Raw genomic sequence first — 18,944 nt, 5'->3', positions numbered from 1 at the left:
CGCGCGATCCCGCGGACCGGCGCAGCAGCGACGGGTAGCGTCCCCGACATGACCGACGCTGTGCACGCCGACCCCTTCGAGACCGCCGTCGCCGGCTGGATGGCCGACCAACGGTGGTACGCCGCCAAGGGCGGGACCCCCAGGATCCGCGTGGTCGCCGAACAGACCGACACCACCGCCGACGCGACGATCCGCACCCTCTTCGTGCTGGACGACGCCCCGACCGGCCCCGTCCTCTACCAGGTGCCGCTCACCGTGCGACCCGCAGCGGTCCCCGAGCTCGCCCACGCCCTGGTCACCGAACTCGACGGCGCTGCGGTCTACGACGCTCCGCACGACGTCGCCTACGCACGCTGGCTGCTCGGCCGGATCGAGGCCGACGGCGAACACATCGGGCCGGTCACCGACGCTCGCGTCCTCAGCGGCGAGCAGTCCAACACGTCCGTCATCTGCGGGACCGCCGAGAACGGACAGGTCATCACGAAGGTCTTCCGCGTCCTGCACGACGGTGAGAACCCCGACGTCACGACGCAGCGGGCGCTGTCGAGCGCCGGGTCGGTCCGCGTCCCGCGCACCTTCGGTGCCCTGGCGGGGGAGTGGCCGGACGAGGCGCAGGTCGGCGGGACCGCACACGGGCACCTCGCCTTCGCGCAGGAGTTCCTGCCCGGGCTGGAGGACGCGTGGCGCGTCGCCCTCACCGCAGCTCGGAACGGCGAGTCCTTCGCCAGCGCGGCCGACCGGCTCGGTGCTGCGCTCGCCGAGGTGCACACGGTCCTCGCGGGTGCGATGCCCACGGCGACGTCCGGCCCGGACCAGGTCGACGAGGCGATCGCGACGATGCGCCGCCGCCTCGACACCGCGGCTGCCGAGGTGCCGCAGGTCGCCGAGCACGCCGCCGCCGTCGGTCGCGTCTACGACCGTGCCGCCTCCGTGCCGTGGCCGACCATGCAGCGCATCCACGGAGACCTGCACCTCGGTCAGGTGCTGTCGGCCCCCGAACCCCGGGGCTGGGTCTTCCTCGACTTCGAGGGTGAGCCCCTCCGCCCGATGCCGGAACGCTCGCGGCCGGACGTCGCACTCCGCGACGTCGCCGGCATGCTCCGGTCCTTCGACTACGTCGCAGGCGCGCTGGCGCATGAGGACGAGCCGGTGGAGACAGGCGACTGGGCGCACGAAGCACGCACGGCGTTCCTCGACGGGTACGAGCGAGGCAGCGGGTCCGACCTGCGCGCACACCGGGCACTGCTCGACGCGTTCGAGCTCGACAAGGCGGTCTACGAGGTCGTCTACGAGGCACGGAACCGACCGACCTGGGTCGGCATCCCGGTCGCCGCGGTCGACCGGTTGGTGGCGCGCGCGGACGGTTGACGGCGAGCGGCTGCGTCCGCGGCGCGACCGGATGACGGACGGGAGGCCCGTGGCGACACCGCCACGGGCCTCCCGTCCGATCTGCCCGACTAGTTGACGGGGCCGGTGTACTTCTCGCCCGGGCCCTTGCCCGGTGCGTCAGGGATCGCCGAGGCCTCGCGGAAGGCCAGTTGCACCGACCGCAGCCCGTCGCGGAGCGGACGCGCGTGCTGGTCGCCGATCTCCGTGGCGGCGGCGGTGACGAGGCCGGCGAGCGAGGTGATGAGCTTCCGCGCTTCGTCCAGGTCGGTCTGCTGCTCCGGGTCGTCGGCTAGACCCACCTTGACGGCGGCAGCGCTGAGCAGGTGGACGGCCACGGTGTTGATCAGTTCGATCGCGGGGACCTCGGCGATGTCGCGTGCGGCCTCGTCGGACTCGTCGAATGCTGGGGCCGGGTTGCTCGGGGTGTCGGTCACGGTGCTCCTCTGCTAGACTCGCCGACGGCAGACACTGTCCGCGCGCCCGGAACCTTCCGGATGCGCCGGATCGTTCCGGTTCGAACCGGGACGGCCCGGATCAGGACAGCGTCACGAAAGAGGAGTTCCTCCCACCCGCGGCTGCACCAAGGCTACCGGGTCACCACCGCTCCGCCGGGGTCCACCATGTGGGCATCGGCAGGCCGGACCGCAAGGGTCGGCGTCGGGCGGCTGCCGAACGGGTCCCGATCCGTGCGTCAGATCTCCTCTCTCGTGCCGTCGTCCCGGGCAAACGCCCCGGACGGCCACCACCTGATTGAAGGAGCTCCGCATCACCGATCCCCGTACCAACGACCGAATCCGCGTCCCCGAGGTCCGACTGGTCGGACCCCAGGGCGAGCAGGTCGGCGTTGTCCCCATCGCCGTCGCACTGCGCCTCGCGCAGGAAGCCGAGCTGGATCTGGTCGAGGTCGCGCCGAACTCGAAGCCGCCCGTCGCCAAGATCATGGACTACGGCAAGTTCAAGTACGAAGCCGCTCAGAAGGCCAAGGAAGCCCGCCGCAACCAGGTCAACACCGACCTGAAAGAGGTCCGCTTCCGCCTGAAGATCGACGTGCACGACTACGAGACGAAGCGCAAGCGCGCCGAGGGGTTCCTCCTCGGTGGCGACAAGGTGAAGGCGATGATCCTCTTCCGTGGTCGCGAGCAGTCGCGTCCCGAGCAGGGTGTCCGACTCCTCCAGAAGTTCGCGGAGGAGATCGCCGAGTTCGGCGTCGTGGAGTCCCGTCCGACCCAGGACGGCCGCAACATGACGATGATCATCGCGCCCCTGAAGAACAAGTCGGACGTCAAGGGCGAGCAGAACGCCAAGCGCGCCGCCGAGAAGGCCGAGCGGAAGGCCACCGAGCACTCCGCGAAGTCGCAGCCGGCGGACCAGGCCCCGGCCGCCCCCGCCGCAGCAGCAGCACCGGCCGACTCGTCGGCCGAATAGGTCCTCCCAGACCGCTTCCGCGCTCGACGCGGCCCCCATCCACCCCACGGAAAGGCATCAACATGCCCAAGCAGAAGACCCACTCCGGGTCGAAGAAGCGCTTCAAGGTCACCGGCAGCGGCAAGATCATGAAGCAGCAGGCCGGTATGCGCCACAACCTCGAGGTCAAGTCCTCCAAGCGCAAGGCCCGCCTCAACGAGGACCAGGTCCTCTCGAAGGCCGACGCGAAGAACGTCAAGAAGCTCCTCGGCCACTGAGTCGACCCGGATCGTAAAGGAACAGATCAATGGCAAGAGTCAAGAGAGCGGTCAACGCCGCCAAGAAGCGTCGCGTCATCCTCGAGCGCGCAGAGGGCTACCGCGGCCAGCGGTCGCGCCTCTACCGCAAGGCGAAGGAGCAGGTCACCCACTCCCTCGTCTACGCGTACCGTGACCGTCACGCGAAGAAGGGCGAGTTCCGTCGCCTCTGGATCCAGCGCATCAACGCTGCGTCGCGTGCGAACGGCCTGACCTACAACCGCCTCATCCAGGGTCTGAACCTGGCCGGCGTCGAGGTCGACCGTCGCATCCTCGCGGACCTCGCGGTCAACAACGCCGAGACGTTCGCCGCGCTCGTCGAGACCGCCAAGAAGGCCCTGCCGGCCGACACCTCGGCGCCGAAGGCAGCCTGAGCCACGTCACCCGTGCACCGGAACCCCCACTCCCTGCGGAGTGGGGGTTCCGTCGTTCCCGGCGTCGGTCGACCGCGGTCCGGTCGTGCCGGGCATCCGGTCGTTCCTAGACTGGGTACGTGAGCGAACTCCTCGAGAACCCCCGTGCCGGCCGAGTGAAGGCCGTGGCCGCCCTGGCCAAGAAGGACGTCCGTGCCGAGACCGGGCTGTTCCTGCTCGAGGGCCCGCAGGCCGTGCGCGAGGCGATCGAGTACCGCCCCGAGCTCCTCCGCGAGCTGTACGTCACGCCGACCGCGGCGGCGCGCCACGGTCTGGACGACGCCCCGGTCGACACCTGGTTCGTCACCGAGCAGGTGCTCGACGCGATGGCCGACACCGTGACGCCGCAGGGCGTGGTCGCGGTGTGCCAGCAGTTCCCGACGTCGGTGAAGGACGTCTTCCCGGACGCCCGCCTGGAGGCCCGTGCCGATCCTGATGCGTCGGGCGCCCTCCCCGGACTGGTCGCGATCCTCGAAGAGGTCCGTGACCCGGGCAACGCCGGCACGATCATCCGTGCCGCGGACGCCGCGGGTGCGGACGCCGTCGTGCTCACCGGGCGCAGTGTCGACCCGTACAACCCGAAGGTGGTCCGCTCCACCACCGGGTCACTGTTCCACGTGCCGGTCTCGGTCGGCGTGACCCTGGTGGACGCCATCGAGCGCGCACGGGGGCTCGGCTACACGATCCTCGCGGCCGACGTCTCCGGTGACGACCTGCCGGACGTCCGGGCCGACGGCGTGTTGGACGGGCCCACGGTGTGGGTCTTCGGCAACGAGGCCCGCGGGCTGACGGCCGAGGACCTGGCGCTGGTCGACCGGGCGGTGAAGGTCCCGATCTACGGCCGGGCCGAGTCGATGAACCTCGCGACCGCTGCCTCGGTGTGCCTCTACGAGAGTGCGTTCGCGCAGCGGACCCGTTCCTCCACAGCCACGGACTGACTCGCCTCCGTCCACAGTGCAGCTGGGGAGGGCGACGGTATCCCAGCGGCCGGTAGGCTTGGCTCTCGTGTCAGAACCTCTCGAGATCAGCGAATCGGCGGTCGCCGGCGCCGTGGAAGCGGCCCTCGCCGCGGTCCGCGCCACGACGACCGTCGCCGAGCTGAAGCAGGCCCGTGCCGAGCACACGGGCGAGCAGTCGACGCTCGCCCGGATGAACGCGTCGATGCGCAGCGTCCCGCCGGAGCAGAAGGCGGCCGCGGGCAAGCTCGTCGGTCAGGCCCGGAGCCGGGTGAACCAGGCGATCGCGGCGCAGGAGTCGGTCCTCGCCGAATCCGAAGAGCGTGCACGTCTGGACGCCGAGCGTGTGGACGTCACCGCGCTGCCGTCGCGTCGCACGCCCGGTTCGCGGCACCCGCTGTCGGTCCTCAACGAGACCGTCGCCGACGTCTTCGTGGGGATGGGGTGGGAGGTCGCCGAGGGCCCCGAGCTCGAGCACGAGTGGTTCAACTTCGACGCCCTCAACTTCGACCAGGACCACCCGGCACGGGCCATGGCGGACACGGTGTTCGTCGAGCCCGTCGACCGGCACCTGCTGATGCGCACGCACACCTCACCGGTCCAGGTGCGGTCACTGCTGTCCCGTGACCTGCCCCTCTACGTCATCGCCCCGGGTCGCGTGTACCGCGCCGACGAACTCGACGCCACGCACCTGCCGGTCTTCACCCAGGTCGAGGGCATCGCGATCGACAAGGGCCTGACGATGGCGCACCTCCGCGGCACGCTCGAGCACTTCGCACGTCAGGTGTTCGGTGACGAAGCCCAGATCCGACTGCGTCCGAACTACTTCCCGTTCACCGAGCCGAGCGCCGAGATGGACGTCTGGCAGCCGAATGCCAAGGGCGGCGCGCGGTGGGTCGAGTGGGGTGGCTGCGGCATGGTCAACCCGAACGTCCTGCGGGCCGCCGGCATCGACCCGGACGAGTACCAGGGCTTCGCCTTCGGCATGGGCATCGAGCGGACGCTGCAGTTCCGCAACGGCTTGAACGACATGCGTGACTTCCTCGAGGGCGATCTCCGCTTCTCGCAGCAGTTCGGAACGGTGGTCTGATGCGCGTCCCACTCCGCTGGCTCGGCGAATCCGTCGACCTGCCCGACGACGTCTCACTCGAGCACGTCCACGCCGCACTGGTGTCGGTCGGGTTCGAAGAGGAAGCCGTGCACACCTTCGACCTGACCGGGCCCGTCGTGGTCGGTCGGGTGCTCGAGCGTGTCCCGGAGCCGCAGAAGAACGGCAAGACGATCAACTGGTGCCAGGTGGACGTCGGTGAAGCCGAACCGCGTGGCATCGTCTGCGGCGCCCACAACTTCGACGTCGGCGACCTCGTCGTCGTGACCCTGCCCGGCGCCGTGCTGCCCGGGCCGTTCCCGATCGCCGCCCGCAAGACCTACGGCCACGTGTCGGACGGCATGATCGCCTCGGCGCGGGAACTCGGACTCGGCGACGAGCACGACGGCATCCTCCGGTTCGCCGACCTCGGCATGGAGCCCGAGGTCGGGGCGGACGCCATCGCGCTGCTCGGCCTGGACGACGCCGCCGTCGAGATCAACGTGACGCCGGACCGCGGCTACGCCATGAGCATGCGCGGGGTCGCTCGTGAGTACGCGCACGCCACCGGGGCGACCTTCTCGGACCCGGTCGACCGCGTCCTGCCGCGCGCAGGCGAGGGCTTCGCCGTGACGATCGACGACGCCGCACCGATCCGTGGCCGCATCGGGGCCAGCACCTTCGTGACGCGGGTCGTCCGCGGCATCGACGCCACCCGCCCCACCCCGGCCTGGATGGTCGCCCGTCTGTCGCTCGCCGGCGTCCGCTCGATCTCGTTGCCCGTCGACATCACCAACTACGTGATGTTCGAGCTCGGCCAGCCGCTGCACGGGTACGACCTCGGCACCGTCCAGGGCGGGCTCGCCGTCCGCCGGGCCACCGCCGGGGAACGGCTCACCACGCTCGACGACGTGGAGCGCGAGCTGGACGCCGAGGACCTGGTCATCGCCGACGACGCCGGGGCGGTCGGTCTCGCGGGTGTCATGGGCGGTGCCCGGACGGAGATCACCGAGTCGACGACGGACGTCCTGATCGAGGCCGCCGGCTTCGACCAGGTGTCGATCGCCCGGACCGCGCGGCGCCACAAGCTGCCGAGTGAGGCATCGCGCCGGTTCGAGCGGGGCGTCGACCCGCTCGTCGCCCAGGCCGCGGCGAACCGGGCCGTCGAACTGCTCGTCGACCTCGCCGGCGGCGCACCGGACGCGCTCGGATCGACCCTCGTCGACGAGTCGCCTCGCCCCACCGTCACCATGCGTCTCGGTCGAGCCGCTGCACTGATCGGCGTGGACTACACCGACGCCGAGGTGCTCGACACCCTCCGTGCGATCGGCGCGTCGGTCGACGTCGACGGTGATCTGCTCGTCGTCACCCCGCCGAGCTGGCGCCCCGATCTGGTGGACGACGTCTCCCTGGTCGAGGAGATCGCCCGCATCGTCGGGTACGACCGCATCCCGAGCGTCCTGCCGATCGCGCCGCCGGGTCGTGGGCTCACGCGGCACCAGCAGGCCCGTCGCCGTGTCTCGGCTGCTCTGGCCGCCGCCGGTCTGACCGAGGTCGTCACGGCACCGTTCGTCTCCGCCGCCACCGCTGCCGCGTACCCGGGCATCGACCCCGCCGGCGGGCCGAGCGTCGTCCTGGCGAACGCACTCGACAGTGCGCAGGACCACCTGCGTCGGAGCGGTCTGCCCGCCCTCGTCGACGTGGCCCGGCGGAACGTGTCCCGCGGACTGGTCGACGTCGCCGTGTACGAGACGTCCCGGGTGTTCCTGCCCGAGCCCGGTGTCGAGCTCGGGACGACCGACGTCCCCGCCGGCGCCGAGCGCCCGACGCCCGAGACCCTCGCCGCCCTCGACGCGTCGCTGCCCCCGCAGCCGTTCCACGTCAGCGCGCTGCTCCTCGGCAACGCCGTGCTCAAGCAGCCCGGTGCCGCGGTCGAGACGTTCGGCATCGCCGACGCCCTCGACGTCGCCCGCACGGTGGCCTGGGCAGTCGGTGTCGAGCTGACCGTCAGGCAGACGAGCCACCCGGCGCTGCACCCCGGACGCGCGGCATCACTGCTCGTCGGTGACACGGTCGTCGGTGTGGCGGGCGAGCTGCTGCCGGAACGGACCGCGGACGCCGACCTGCCCCGGGTGGTGGCCGTCGTCGAGCTCGACCTCGACGCCCTGGTCGCCGTCGCCCCCGAACTCGTGCACGTCTCGGCGATCGTGTCCTACCCCGCAGCGACGCAGGACCTGTCCCTGGTGGTGGACGTGTCGGTGCCCGCCGGTGACGTCCTGACCGAGGTGCGCGCTGGTGCCGGAGACCTGTTGGAGTATGCTCGGCTCGTGGATGACTACCGGGGTGCCGGCGTGGACGAGGGACAGAAGTCCCTGACGTTCGCCCTGCGCTTCCGTGCCACGGACCGCACGCTGACCGCTGCCGAGGCCTCCGAGGCCCGTGACGGCGCTGTCCGACGTGCCGGCGAGCGATTCGGGGCGACCCTGCGCGACTGATCCACGACGGATCACCGCCCGGGGTCGCCGCCTCCGACTCTCTCGACGAACAGTCCGACCAAAGGTGGAACCCATGTCCGTATCCGTCGCCGTGGCGGGAGCCAGCGGCTACGCGGGTGGCGAGTTGTTGCGCATCCTCTCCGCTCACCCCCAGTTCGACGTCAGGACGGTGACGGCGTTCTCGAACGCCGGACAGCCGCTGATCGCGACGCAGCCGCACCTCCGATCGCTCGCGCACCTCACCCTGGTGGAGACGACGGCCGAGAACCTCCGCGGGCACGACGTGGTGTTCCTCGCGCTGCCGCACGGCCAGTCCGGTGCGATCACCGCCGAACTCGACGCGGACACCCTCGTGGTGGACTGCGGCGCTGACCACCGCCTGACGGACGAGAGCGCCTGGGCGGCCTTCTACGGTGGCGACTTCCACGGCGCATGGACCTACGGCCTGCCCGAACTGCTGCACGCTCCGCCCGCCCCGGGTGCCGCGGAGGAATGGCGCGACGTCGACGACATCGTCGCCCAGGGCCGGCAGCGGACCGAGTTGGCCGCGACCAAGCGGATCGCCGTCCCCGGCTGCAACGTCACCGCGGTGACGCTCGGCATCCAACCCGGTGTCCAGGCCGGGCTGGTCGAGTCCGACGACATCGTCGCCGTGCTCAGCGTCGGACCGAGCGGTGCCGGCAAGAAGCTCGAGCCGACGTACCTCGCCGCCGAGATCATGGGCTCGGCCAGCGCGTACGCGGTCGGCGGCAGCCACCGGCACGTCCCGGAGATCCAGCAGAACCTCCGGGTGGCAGGGGCCTCGGACGTGCGCATCTCGTTCACCCCCGTGCTCGTGCCGATGGCCCGTGGGATCCTCGCCACGACGACCGCGCGCCTGGCACCCGGCGTCACCGCGCACGACGTCCGCCTCGCCTGGGAGCAAGCCTACGCGGACGAACCGTTCGTCCACCTGCTGCCCGAGGGCGTCTTCCCGCGGGTGGCGGACACGATCGGTGCCAACACGGCCCTGGTCGGCATCGCGGTCGACGAAGCGGCCGGTCGGGTCGTCGCCGTCACCGCGCTCGACAACCTCGCCAAGGGGACCGGCGGCGCAGCCGTGCAGTCCGCGAACATCGCGCTCGGGTTCCCCGAGACGCTCGGCCTCAGCGTGGACGGAGTCGCCCCGTGACCGACATCACCGATGCACCGGGCGCGGACGACGCGGCCACGGGCCTCCCGTCCGCTGACGGCGCGCTGCAGGGCGTCACGGCCGCGGTGGGCTTCCGGGCCGCCGGCGTCACCGCCGGCCTGAAGACGAGCGGCAAGCCGGACGTGGCGCTCGTCGTCAACGACGGTCCGTCCGACGCCGTGGCCGCCGTCTTCACCTCGAACCGCGCCCAGGCGCACCCGGTGATCTGGTCCCGCCAGGTCGTGGGGGACGGGGTGGCGCGAGCCGTCTTCCTCAACTCGGGAGGCGCGAACTGCTTCACGGGTCCGTTCGGCTTCCAGACGACGCACCTGACCGCCGAAGCGGTCGGCGACGCCCTCGGGATCGGCGCCGGCGACGTGGTCGTGTGCTCTACCGGCCTCATCGGTGTCGGCGACCAGACCTTCCGCGACGGTGTCCTCCGCGGCGTGACGCTCGCGGCCGATGCCCTCACCGACGGCGGGGGAGCGGCTGCCGCGACGGCGATCATGACGACCGACACGAAGCCGAAGCAGTCCGTCGTGACCGTCGACGGCTGGACGATCGGGGGCATGGCCAAGGGTGCGGGCATGCTCGCGCCGGGCCTGGCGACGATGCTCGTGGTCATCACGACGGACGCCTCCCTGACCTCCGACGAACTCGACCAGGCGCTGCGGGCTGCGACCCGGGTCACCTTCGACCGTGTCGACTCGGACGGCTGCATGTCGACGAACGACACCGTCGTGCTGATGTCCTCCGGCGCGTCGGGAACGACCCCCGAGGTCGGCGACTTCCGGGAGGCCCTGACCGCCGTCTGCGCGGACCTCGCCCGGCAGCTCCAACAGGACGCCGAGGGCGCCGCGCACGACATCGCGATCGAGGTCGTCGGTGCCGTGAGCGAGGACGACGCGGTGGCGGTCGGCCGGAGCGTGGCCCGGAACAACCTGTTCAAGGCGGCCGTCTTCGGCAACGACCCCAACTGGGGTCGGGTCCTCGCCGCGATCGGCACCACCGATGCCGAGTTCGACCCGTACGCGGTCGACGTCTCGATGAACGGCATCCGGGTCTGCCATGCCGGCGCTCCGGACCAGCCGAGCGACAGCGTCGACCTCAGCCCGCGGGACACCCACGTGCTCATCGACCTGGGGGTCGGACCGCATGCGGCGACGATCCTGACGAACGACCTGACGCACGACTACGTCCACGAGAACAGCGCGTACTCCAGCTGATGAGCGATCCGGACCTCTCGAAGGAAGAAGAGCACGAGCTCGCGACCGTCAAGGCCGCGACCCTCATCGAGTCCCTGCCGTGGTTGAAGCGGTTCTCGGGCAAGATCGTCGTCGTCAAGTTCGGCGGCAACGCGATGGTGAACGACGACCTGAAGCGTGCGTTCGCCGAGGACATGGTCTACCTGCGGTACGCCGGACTGCACCCGGTCGTCGTGCACGGCGGCGGTCCGCAGATCTCGGCGGCGCTCAAGGAACAGGGCATCGAGTCCGAGTTCCGCGGCGGCTACCGCGTCACCACGACCGAAGCGATCACCGTCGTCCGCGACGTGCTGGCAGGTGAGGTGAACCGCGAGATCGTCGACCTGATCGACGAGCACGGTGCCGGCCTCGGTGTCGGCGTGTTCGGCGACGGCGGGTCGCTGTTCACGGGCGAGAAGAAGGGCGTCGTCGTGGACGGCGAGCACTTCGACCTCGGTCACGTCGGCGACATCACCCACGTCGATCCGTCCGGCGTCCTCGCGGCGATCCGGGCCGACCGCATCCCGGTGGTGTCGAGCATCGCGATCGACGACGCGCACCCGGACCAGGCGCTCAACGTGAACGCCGACGCCGCTGCGGCCGCGCTGGCGATCGCGCTCAACGCGTCGAAGCTGATGATGCTGACCGACGTCCCCGGCCTGTACCGCAACTGGCCCGACCGGGACTCGATCATCGACCTCATCGCCGTCGAGGAACTCCGGCAGCTGCTGCCGACCCTCGAGTCGGGGATGATCCCGAAGATGACCGCGTGCCTGGACGCCGTGGTCGGCGGTGTCGGCGGCGCGACCATCATCGACGGTCGTATCCCGCACTCGATCCTGCTCGAGGTCTTCACCCTGCGTGGTGCGGGCACCGAGGTGATCCCGGACCCGAGCCGACGGACCGAGAACCAGAACACGCACGCCGAGATCGGCCGCCGCGCCGCCGGCGAGCACACCACCCCGCACCACGACGAGAAGGGCACCCCACGGTGAGCACCCAGACGCAGACCGAGACCTGGAACGACCGGTTCGGGGCGTCGCTCATGCGATCCCTGACCCCGCCGAAGATCATGCTCGAGCGCGGCGAGGGCTGTCGCGTCTGGGACGTCGACGGCAACGAGTACCTCGACTTCCTCGCCGGCATCGCGGTGAACTCGCTCGGCCACGCCCACCCGGCGCTGGTCGAGGCCATCAGCGATCAGGCCGCCAAGCTGGTGCACGTGTCGAACTACTTCGCCACCCCGCCGCAGCTCGAGCTGGCCGAGCGCCTCAAGCGGATCTCCGGCGCCGGGGACGCCGGCCGCGTGTACTTCGGCAACTCCGGCGCGGAAGCGAACGAGGCCGCGTTCAAGCTCGCACGCCTGAACCGCGGGACGGACGGTCGCAAGACCCGGATCCTCGCGCTGCAGCAGGCGTTCCACGGCCGGACCATGGGAGCGCTCGCCCTCACCGGCAAGCCCGCTCTGCAGGAGGACTTCCTGCCGATGATCCCCGGAGTCGAGCACATCGAGACCTCGATCGAGGCCCTCGAACGCTCGATCGACGACTCCGTCGCGGCTCTCATCCTCGAGCCGATCAAGGGCGAGGCCGGCGTGGTCGACCTGCCCGAGGGCTTCCTGCAGGCCGCTCGGAAACTGACGGAGGAGCACGGCGCCCTGCTGATCCTCGACGAGATCCAGACCGGCATCGGCCGGACCGGGGCATGGTTCGCGTTCCAGAACACCGGCGTGATCCCGGATGCCATCACCGTCGCCAAGGGCATCGCCGGCGGGTTCCCGATCGGCGCCCTCGTGACCTTCGGTGCGGCGTCCGACCTGTTCTCGGCGGGCCAGCACGGGTCGACCTTCGGCGGCAACCCGCTCGGCACGAGGGTCGCGAACGCGGTCCTGGCCGAGATCGAGCGAGCGGGTCTCGTCGAGGGCGCCGTCATCAAGGGGGAGCGGATCCGTGCGGGCATCGGCGCGCTCGGCTCCGACCTGGTGGAAGAAGTCCGCGGGAGCGGCCTGCTCATCGGCGTCGGCCTGCGCCAGCCGGTCGCCGCGGCCGTGTCCGCCGCCGCGCTCGACCGCGGTCTCATCATCAACGCCCCGAACGAATCGAGCCTGCGCATCGCGCCGCCGCTCATCGTGTCCGACGACGAGATCGACGAGTTCCTCGCGATCCTCGCCCAGAGCATGGCGGCCGTCACGGGCGCCGACCAGGAGACCACCGCATGACCCGCCACTTCCTCCGGGACGACGACCTGACCCAGGCGGAGCAGTCCGCCATCCTCGACCTCGCCGTCGAGATGAAGCGCGACCGCTGGGGGAGCAAGCCGCTCGCCGGCCCGCAGAGCGTCGCGGTGATCTTCGACAAGTCGTCGACCCGGACCCGCGTGTCCTTCCACGTCGGCATCAGCGACCTCGGCGGCAGCCCGCTGATCATCTCGACCGCGAACAGCCAACTCGGCGGCAAGGAGACCCCGACCGACACGGCTCGCGTGCTCGAGCGCATGGTGTCCGCCATCGTGTGGCGCACCTACGGCCAGGCCGGGCTCGAGGAGATGGCAGCGAGCACCACCGTGCCCGTCGTCAATGCCCTCTCGGACGACTTCCACCCGTGCCAGCTGCTCGCCGACCTGCTGACCATCCGTGAGCACCGCGGTGCCCTCGCCGGTCAGACCATCGCCTTCGTGGGTGACGGGGCCAGCAACATGGCGCACTCGTACCTGCTCGCCTGCGCGACCGCCGGCATGCACGTCCGCGTCGGAGCTCCGGCCGAGTTCGCCCCGGCCGCACAGGTCGTCCGCGACGCCGAAGCCCGCGCCGCGGAGACCGGCGGCTCGGTGCTCGTCGTGACCGACCCGGTCGCAGCGGTCGCCGGCGCCGACGTCGTCGTCACCGACACCTGGGTGTCGATGGGCAAGGAGGACGAGAAGCAGCAGCGCCTCGAGGTCTTCCACGGCTACCGCGTCGACGACGAGCTGCTCGCACACGCCGCAGACGACGCCGTGTTCATGCACTGCCTGCCCGCCGACCGTGGCTACGAGGTCACGGCCGAGGTCATCGACGGCCCACGCAGCATCATCTGGGACGAGGCGGAGAACCGTCTGCACGCCCAGAAGGCCCTGCTCGCCTGGCTCCTCGCCGCCAACGCGACGCCCACCGGCAACTGACAACCACCCCAGCAAGGAGAACACTCATGGCAGACCGCGTCGTACTGGCCTACTCAGGAGGCCTCGACACCTCCGTCGGCATCGGCTGGCTCAAGGACGCCACCGGCAAAGAGGTCGTCGCACTGGCGGTGGACGTCGGCCAGGGCGGCGAGGACATGGACGCCATCCGGCAGCGCGCGCTCGACTGCGGTGCGGTGGAGTCCGTCGTCATCGACGCCAAGGACGAGTTCGCGGACGACTACCTCGTCCCCGCCCTCAAGGCGAACGCGCTGTACCAGAAGCGCTACCCGCTGGTGTCCGCGTTGAGCCGCCCGCTCATCGCGAAGCACCTCGCCCTCACCGCCAAGCAGCTCGGGGCCGACAGCGTCGCGCACGGCTGCACCGGCAAGGGCAATGACCAGGTCCGCTTCGAGGCCGCCGTCGCCGCCATCGCTCCGGACCTGACGAGCGTCGCCCCCGTCCGCGACCTCGCCCTGACCCGTGACAAGGCGATCGTCTACGCGCAGGAGCACAACCTGCCGATCCTGCAGAGCAAGAAGTCCCCGTACTCGATCGACCAGAACGTCTGGGGTCGTGCCGTGGAGACCGGGTTCCTCGAGGACCCGTGGAACCCGCCGATCGAGGACCTCTACGCCTACACGCAGGACCCCTCCGTCCCGCGGGACGCCGACGAGGTCACCATCACGTTCGAGCAGGGCGTGCCGGTCGCGATCGACGGCCAGCGCTTCAGCGTCCTGCGCATCGTGCAGGAGCTCAACGCCCTCGCCGGCAAGCACGGCGTCGGCCGCATCGACGTCGTCGAGGACCGTCTCGTGGGCATCAAGTCGCGCGAGGTCTACGAAGCCCCGGCAGCGATGGCGCTCATCGCCGCGCACGAGGAGCTCGAGAGCCTCACCCTCGAGCGTGACGTGAACCGCTACAAGCGCGGTGTCGAGTCGGAGTGGGCCGACCTGGTCTACGACGGCCTCTGGTTCGGTGGGCTGAAGCGCAGCCTCGACGCCTTCATCGACTCCACGCAGGAGTACGTGTCCGGCGACATCCGCCTGCAGCTGCACGGTGGTCGTGCCACGGTGACCGGTCGTCGTTCGGAGCAGAGCCTCTACGACTTCGACCTCGCCACCTACGACACCGGCGACACGTTCGACCAGTCGCTGTCCAAGGGCTTCATCGAACTGTGGTCGCTGCCGAGCAAGATCTCCGCTCGCCGCGATCTCGCGAACTAGCCGGAACACAGCGCAGCACCACCCTGTCGGACGGGCCGGAGCGAACCGCCCCGGCCCGTCCCACACCATCTGACCACCACTCACGACGCAGGACGACATGACGGACGTGCCCCGGGCCTCCCGGCCGGAAGAAGCCAGCAGCAAGACCGACGCGACGAACACGGGTGCCCTGTGGGGTGGCCGTTTCGCCGACGGTCCGAGCGCCGAGCTCGCAGCGCTGTCGAAGTCGACCCAGTTCGACTGGCAGCTGGCACCGTACGACCTCGCCGGTTCCCGGGCGCACGCCCGAGCACTGCAGACGGCCGGCTACCTGACGGCCGATGAACTGGACCGGATGCTCGCGGGGCTGGACCGTCTCGAGGCGTCGTTCCTCGACGGCTCCCTCCAGCCGGCGGACTCCGACGAGGACGTGCACGGTGCCCTGGAGCGCCTGCTCATCGCCGACGTCGGTCCGGAACTCGGCGGGAAGCTCCGCGCCGGTCGGAGCCGCAACGACCAGATCGCGACCCTCGGCCGGATGCACATGCTCGACCACGGACGCCGGATCGGTCGCCTGGTCATCGACCTCGTCGACGCGATCAGCCAGCAGGCGTCCGAGCACGAGGGCGCGATCATGCCGGGGCGGACGCACCTGCAGCACGCGCAACCCGTCCTGCTCGCGCACCACCTGCTCGCGCACGCCTGGCCGCTCGTCCGCGACCTGGAACGGCTGCGCGACTGGGCCGGCCGCGCCAGCGTGAGCCCGTACGGGGCCGGCGCGCTCGCGGGGAGCTCGCTCGGGCTCGACCCGACGGCGATCGCCCACGAGCTGGGCTTCGACCGTCCGGCTGACAACTCGATCGACGCGACCGCCGCTCGCGACGTCGTGGCGGAGTTCGCCTTCGTCCTGGCGCAGATCGGCATCGACATCTCGCGTCTCGCCGAGGAGATCATCCTCTGGAACACCAAGGAGTTCGGTTTCGTCCGGCTCCACGATGCCTTCTCGACCGGGTCGAGCATCATGCCGCAGAAGAAGAACCCGGACATCGCCGAACTGGCGCGCGGGAAGTCCGGCCGACTGATCGGCAACCTCACGGGGCTCCTCGCCACCCTCAAGGGCCTGCCGCTCGCGTACAACCGGGACCTGCAGGAGGACAAGGAGCCCGTGTTCGACTCCGTCGCCCAGCTCGAGGTCCTGCTGCCCGCGTTCACCGGCATGGTCGCGACACTGTCCTTCGACACCGCTCGGATGGCAGAGCTGGCGCCGCAGGGCTTCTCGCTCGCGACCGACGTCGCCGAGTGGCTGGTCCGTCAGGGTGTGCCGTTCCGCGACGCGCACGAGGTGTCCGGTGCGCTCGTGCGGTACTGCGAGGAGCGCGGCATCGACCTCGACGACCCGACGGACGAGGAGTACGCGTCCGTCTCACCGCACCTGACGCCGGACGTCCGTGCGGTCCTCACCATCGAGGGCAGCGTCGCCTCGCGTCGTGGCGTGGGCGGAACCGCGCCGGAGCGGGTCGCCGAGCAGCTCGCTGCCGTGACACGGTCCGTGGCCGAGATCGCCGCGGGGACGCCCTTCGCTCGATGACCGGAACGCCCGGACCAACGGTGACGGCAACGCCAACGGTGACGGCGAGGGAGTGATGACGACCACCCCGCTCCTCACCGTGCTGTCCGAGCCCGCCCCGGTCTCCGCCCCGGCCCTCCTCGGGGCCACCGTGGCGGGCAAGGGCGTCACGCTGCGCATCACCGAGGTCGAGGCCTACTTCGGTCCCACCGACCCCGGGTCGCACGGGCACCGCGGGATGACGGCCCGCAACCGACACCTCTTCGGCCCACCGGGCACCCTGTACGCGTACCGGTCCTACGGCATCCACACCTGCGTCAACGTCGTGAGCGGACCGGACGGCGTCTCGTCCGGGTCGTTGCTCCGAGGGGCAGAGGTCGTCGCGGGCGTCGAGACCGCACGCCAGCGGCGCGGTCCGTCCGTCGCGGACGTCGCCCTCGCGCGTGGACCGGGCAACCTCGGCGTCGCTCTCGGCGCCATCCTCGGCGAGGACGACGGGACGTCGCTCCTCGACGGCTCCGGCCCGTACCGCCTCGCCCTGGCACCCGGACTGGAGGCCCGACTCGCCTCATCGACGCCGGCTGCGGTCGTCGACGACCTCCTGGCCGCCGGCACGATCGCGCGTGGTCCACGCACCGGGGTCGGCGGTGTCGCTGGTGGCGCCTCGTTCCCGTGGCGTTTCTGGCTGCGGGACGAACCGACCGTCTCCGCGTACCGGCGTCACAAGGGCGCCCTGGACTGAAGGGTGTGCCTCGGCGCCGGTACGATGACGGGGTGTCCAGTGATACCGCTCCCGATGTCCTGACGCGCCAGCAGAACGACCCGACCTTCGCTTCGGTGTGGGACGAGCTCCGCTGGCGTGGTCTGGTGCACGTCTCGACCGACGAGACCGCCCTCAAAGAGGCCCTCGACGCCGGACCTGTCACGTACTACTGCGGCTTCGACCCGACGGCTCCGTCGTTGCACTGCGGCAACCTGCTGCAGCTCCTCACGATGCGCCGGCTGCAGCTGGCAGGACACAAGCCGCTCGCGCTCGTCGGCGGGTCGACCGGCCTGATCGGTGATCCGCGTCCGACGGCGGAGCGAACGCTCAACACCCGCGAGACCGTCGTGGAGTGGGTCGGTCGTCTGCAAGCCCAGGTCTCCCGCTTCCTCAGCCCCGACGGTGAGAACGGCGTCCGTCTGGTGAACAACCTGGACTGGACCGCACCGCTTTCGGCCATCGACTTCCTGCGCGACATCGGCAAGTACTTCCGCGTCAACTCGATGCTGAAGAAGGACGCCGTCGCCGCCCGGTTGAACTCCGACGCCGGCATCAGCTACACGGAGTTCAGCTACCAGATCCTGCAGGGGCTGGACTTCCGCGAGCTGTACCGGCAGTACGGGTGCACCCTGCAGACCGGCGGGTCCGACCAGTGGGGCAACCTGACCTCGGGGACGGAGCTGATCCGGCGTACCGAGGGTGTGGCCGCGCACGCGCTCGGGACGCCACTCATCACGAACTCGGACGGCACGAAGTTCGGCAAGAGCGAGGGCAACGCGATCTGGCTCGACGGCGCGATGACGTCGCCGTACGCCTTCTACCAGTTCTGGCTCAACACGGCGGACGCCGACGTGATCGCCCGCCTCCGCGAGTTCACGTTCCTGTCGCGTGCCGAGATCGAGCGGCTCGAGCAGGCGGTGGCCGACGAGCCGTTCCGCCGGGAGGCCCAGCGCACCCTGGCAGTGGAGGTCACCACCCTGGTCCACGGCGCGGACGCGACGCAGGCGACCATCGATGCGTCGGCAGCACTGTTCGGCAACGGTGACCTCGCTGCACTGGATGCCGAGACCCTCCGTTCCGCGATCGCGGAGCTCCCCGGGTCCGTCGCCATCGAGGGAACCGCGGACCTCGCTCGTGCCCTCGTCGACACGGAACTCGTCAAGTCCCTCGGTGAGGCACGGCGTGCGATCACCCAGGGCGGTGTCTACGTGAACAACGAGCGAGCTGAGGACCCGGCGGCGACGCTGGCGTCCCTCGCACTGCCGGCGGGTGTACTCGTCCTCCGACGGGGGAAGAAGACCCTGGCGGGCGTGACGGTCTCCTGATCCAGGCCCCGTCAATGTGTTGCAGTGTGCGACACGCCCGGGATGTGGGGTGGGTTGGTGGTGGGGGTGGGGGCTGCGTAAAGTAATCCCTCGTCACCCCAAAGGTGCGGCGGAGCGGCTGGAGCGAAAGCCCAGAGCACGTCGGCCCTCAAGCGGGACCATCCTCCACTGGAGATCGGATCTGGCCTTGTGCTGGTTCGCTTCGACGCTTAGGATGACTACTCCACCGGTTCTCTCCTTCGGGATGAGCCACTGGATCTGGTTGCACGGTTGTGTGGCTGGGTTCGACGACATCGGTGGGTTCGAGAACGACAGCCTCTCTGGCGTGACATCGTGTTGGTGTTGTGTGGGGAGTGCGTCTGGTCCTTGAGAACTCAACAGCGTGCACATTGTCAATGCCAATTTTATTGACCTCGTGCTCGATCGGTTTCGGCTGGTCGGGTCATGAAGCAATT

17 protein-coding genes are annotated in these 18,944 nt (G+C 70.4%); 16 read left to right on the top strand and 1 reads right to left on the bottom strand.

Annotation, left to right across the window (positions count from 1 at the left end; genetic code table 11):
• Nucleotides 1-48: 48 nt before the first annotated feature.
• Nucleotides 49-1,368: a phosphotransferase gene (locus DEJ24_RS07320; RefSeq protein ID WP_111077960.1), complete on the top strand. Its 1,320-nt coding sequence runs from the start codon at nt 49-51 to the stop codon at nt 1,366-1,368.
• Between the two features lie 89 nt (nt 1,369-1,457).
• Here DEJ24_RS07320 and DEJ24_RS07315 read toward each other — a convergent pair whose 3' ends face one another.
• Complete coding sequence (locus DEJ24_RS07315; protein WP_111077958.1) at nt 1,458-1,823, bottom strand: DUF1844 domain-containing protein; 366 nt, start codon at nt 1,821-1,823, stop codon at nt 1,458-1,460.
• A gap of 316 nt (nt 1,824-2,139) precedes the next feature.
• Here DEJ24_RS07315 and infC point away from each other — a divergent pair, with 316 nt between their 5' ends.
• The 15 genes from infC to tyrS all read left to right on the top strand — a co-directional run bounded on the left by infC (nt 2,140) and on the right by tyrS (nt 18,489).
• Nucleotides 2,140-2,814: a translation initiation factor IF-3 gene (gene infC, locus DEJ24_RS07310; RefSeq protein WP_110904973.1), complete on the top strand. Its 675-nt coding sequence runs from the start codon at nt 2,140-2,142 to the stop codon at nt 2,812-2,814.
• 62 nt (nt 2,815-2,876) lie between these two features.
• A complete protein-coding gene (gene rpmI / locus DEJ24_RS07305) occupies nt 2,877-3,071 on the top strand; it encodes a 50S ribosomal protein L35 (protein ID WP_110904974.1) in 195 nt (64 codons plus the stop codon).
• A 29-nt stretch (nt 3,072-3,100) separates the two neighbouring features.
• Entirely contained in the window at nt 3,101-3,484 is a 384-nt protein-coding gene (rplT, locus tag DEJ24_RS07300) for a 50S ribosomal protein L20 (protein WP_110824044.1), read from the top strand.
• Between the two features lie 119 nt (nt 3,485-3,603).
• Complete coding sequence (locus DEJ24_RS07295; protein ID WP_111077956.1) at nt 3,604-4,461, top strand: RNA methyltransferase; 858 nt, start codon at nt 3,604-3,606, stop codon at nt 4,459-4,461.
• A gap of 67 nt (nt 4,462-4,528) precedes the next feature.
• A complete protein-coding gene (gene pheS / locus DEJ24_RS07290) occupies nt 4,529-5,569 on the top strand; it encodes a phenylalanine--tRNA ligase subunit alpha (protein WP_111077954.1) in 1,041 nt (346 codons plus the stop codon).
• A complete protein-coding gene (gene pheT, locus DEJ24_RS07285) occupies nt 5,569-8,061 on the top strand; it encodes a phenylalanine--tRNA ligase subunit beta (protein WP_111077953.1) in 2,493 nt (830 codons plus the stop codon). The genes pheS and pheT overlap by 1 nt, the downstream gene beginning before the upstream one ends.
• A gap of 73 nt (nt 8,062-8,134) precedes the next feature.
• Nucleotides 8,135-9,232: an N-acetyl-gamma-glutamyl-phosphate reductase gene (locus DEJ24_RS07280; protein WP_111077952.1), complete on the top strand. Its 1,098-nt coding sequence runs from the start codon at nt 8,135-8,137 to the stop codon at nt 9,230-9,232.
• A 65-nt stretch (nt 9,233-9,297) separates the two neighbouring features.
• On the top strand, nt 9,298-10,458 hold the full coding sequence (gene argJ, locus DEJ24_RS07275; protein WP_111078194.1) for a bifunctional glutamate N-acetyltransferase/amino-acid acetyltransferase ArgJ: 1,161 nt from the start codon (nt 9,298-9,300) through the stop codon (nt 10,456-10,458).
• Nucleotides 10,458-11,471: an acetylglutamate kinase gene (gene argB, locus DEJ24_RS07270; protein ID WP_111077951.1), complete on the top strand. Its 1,014-nt coding sequence runs from the start codon at nt 10,458-10,460 to the stop codon at nt 11,469-11,471. The genes argJ and argB overlap by 1 nt, the downstream gene beginning before the upstream one ends.
• On the top strand, nt 11,468-12,694 hold the full coding sequence (locus DEJ24_RS07265; protein ID WP_111077950.1) for an acetylornithine transaminase: 1,227 nt from the start codon (nt 11,468-11,470) through the stop codon (nt 12,692-12,694). Before argB ends, DEJ24_RS07265 begins: the two co-directional genes overlap by 4 nt.
• Nucleotides 12,691-13,632: an ornithine carbamoyltransferase gene (argF, locus tag DEJ24_RS07260; protein WP_111077949.1), complete on the top strand. Its 942-nt coding sequence runs from the start codon at nt 12,691-12,693 to the stop codon at nt 13,630-13,632. Before DEJ24_RS07265 ends, argF begins: the two co-directional genes overlap by 4 nt.
• 26 nt (nt 13,633-13,658) lie before the next feature.
• Nucleotides 13,659-14,855: an argininosuccinate synthase gene (locus DEJ24_RS07255; RefSeq protein WP_110904982.1), complete on the top strand. Its 1,197-nt coding sequence runs from the start codon at nt 13,659-13,661 to the stop codon at nt 14,853-14,855.
• Between the two features lie 97 nt (nt 14,856-14,952).
• Nucleotides 14,953-16,422, top strand: coding sequence for an argininosuccinate lyase (gene argH / locus DEJ24_RS07250; protein WP_258374693.1), 1,470 nt, complete (start codon nt 14,953-14,955; stop codon nt 16,420-16,422).
• Between the two features lie 55 nt (nt 16,423-16,477).
• Nucleotides 16,478-17,143: a DNA-3-methyladenine glycosylase gene (locus tag DEJ24_RS07245; protein ID WP_111077948.1), complete on the top strand. Its 666-nt coding sequence runs from the start codon at nt 16,478-16,480 to the stop codon at nt 17,141-17,143.
• Nucleotides 17,144-17,175: 32 nt separating this feature from the next.
• Nucleotides 17,176-18,489: a tyrosine--tRNA ligase gene (gene tyrS / locus DEJ24_RS07240; RefSeq protein WP_111077947.1), complete on the top strand. Its 1,314-nt coding sequence runs from the start codon at nt 17,176-17,178 to the stop codon at nt 18,487-18,489.
• Nucleotides 18,490-18,944 lie beyond the last annotated feature (455 nt).

It is taken from the genome of Curtobacterium sp. MCPF17_001, assembly GCF_003234615.1.
Lineage (GTDB): Bacteria > Actinomycetota > Actinomycetes > Actinomycetales > Microbacteriaceae > Curtobacterium.
This window is presented reverse-complemented; position numbering and strand designations above follow the sequence as displayed.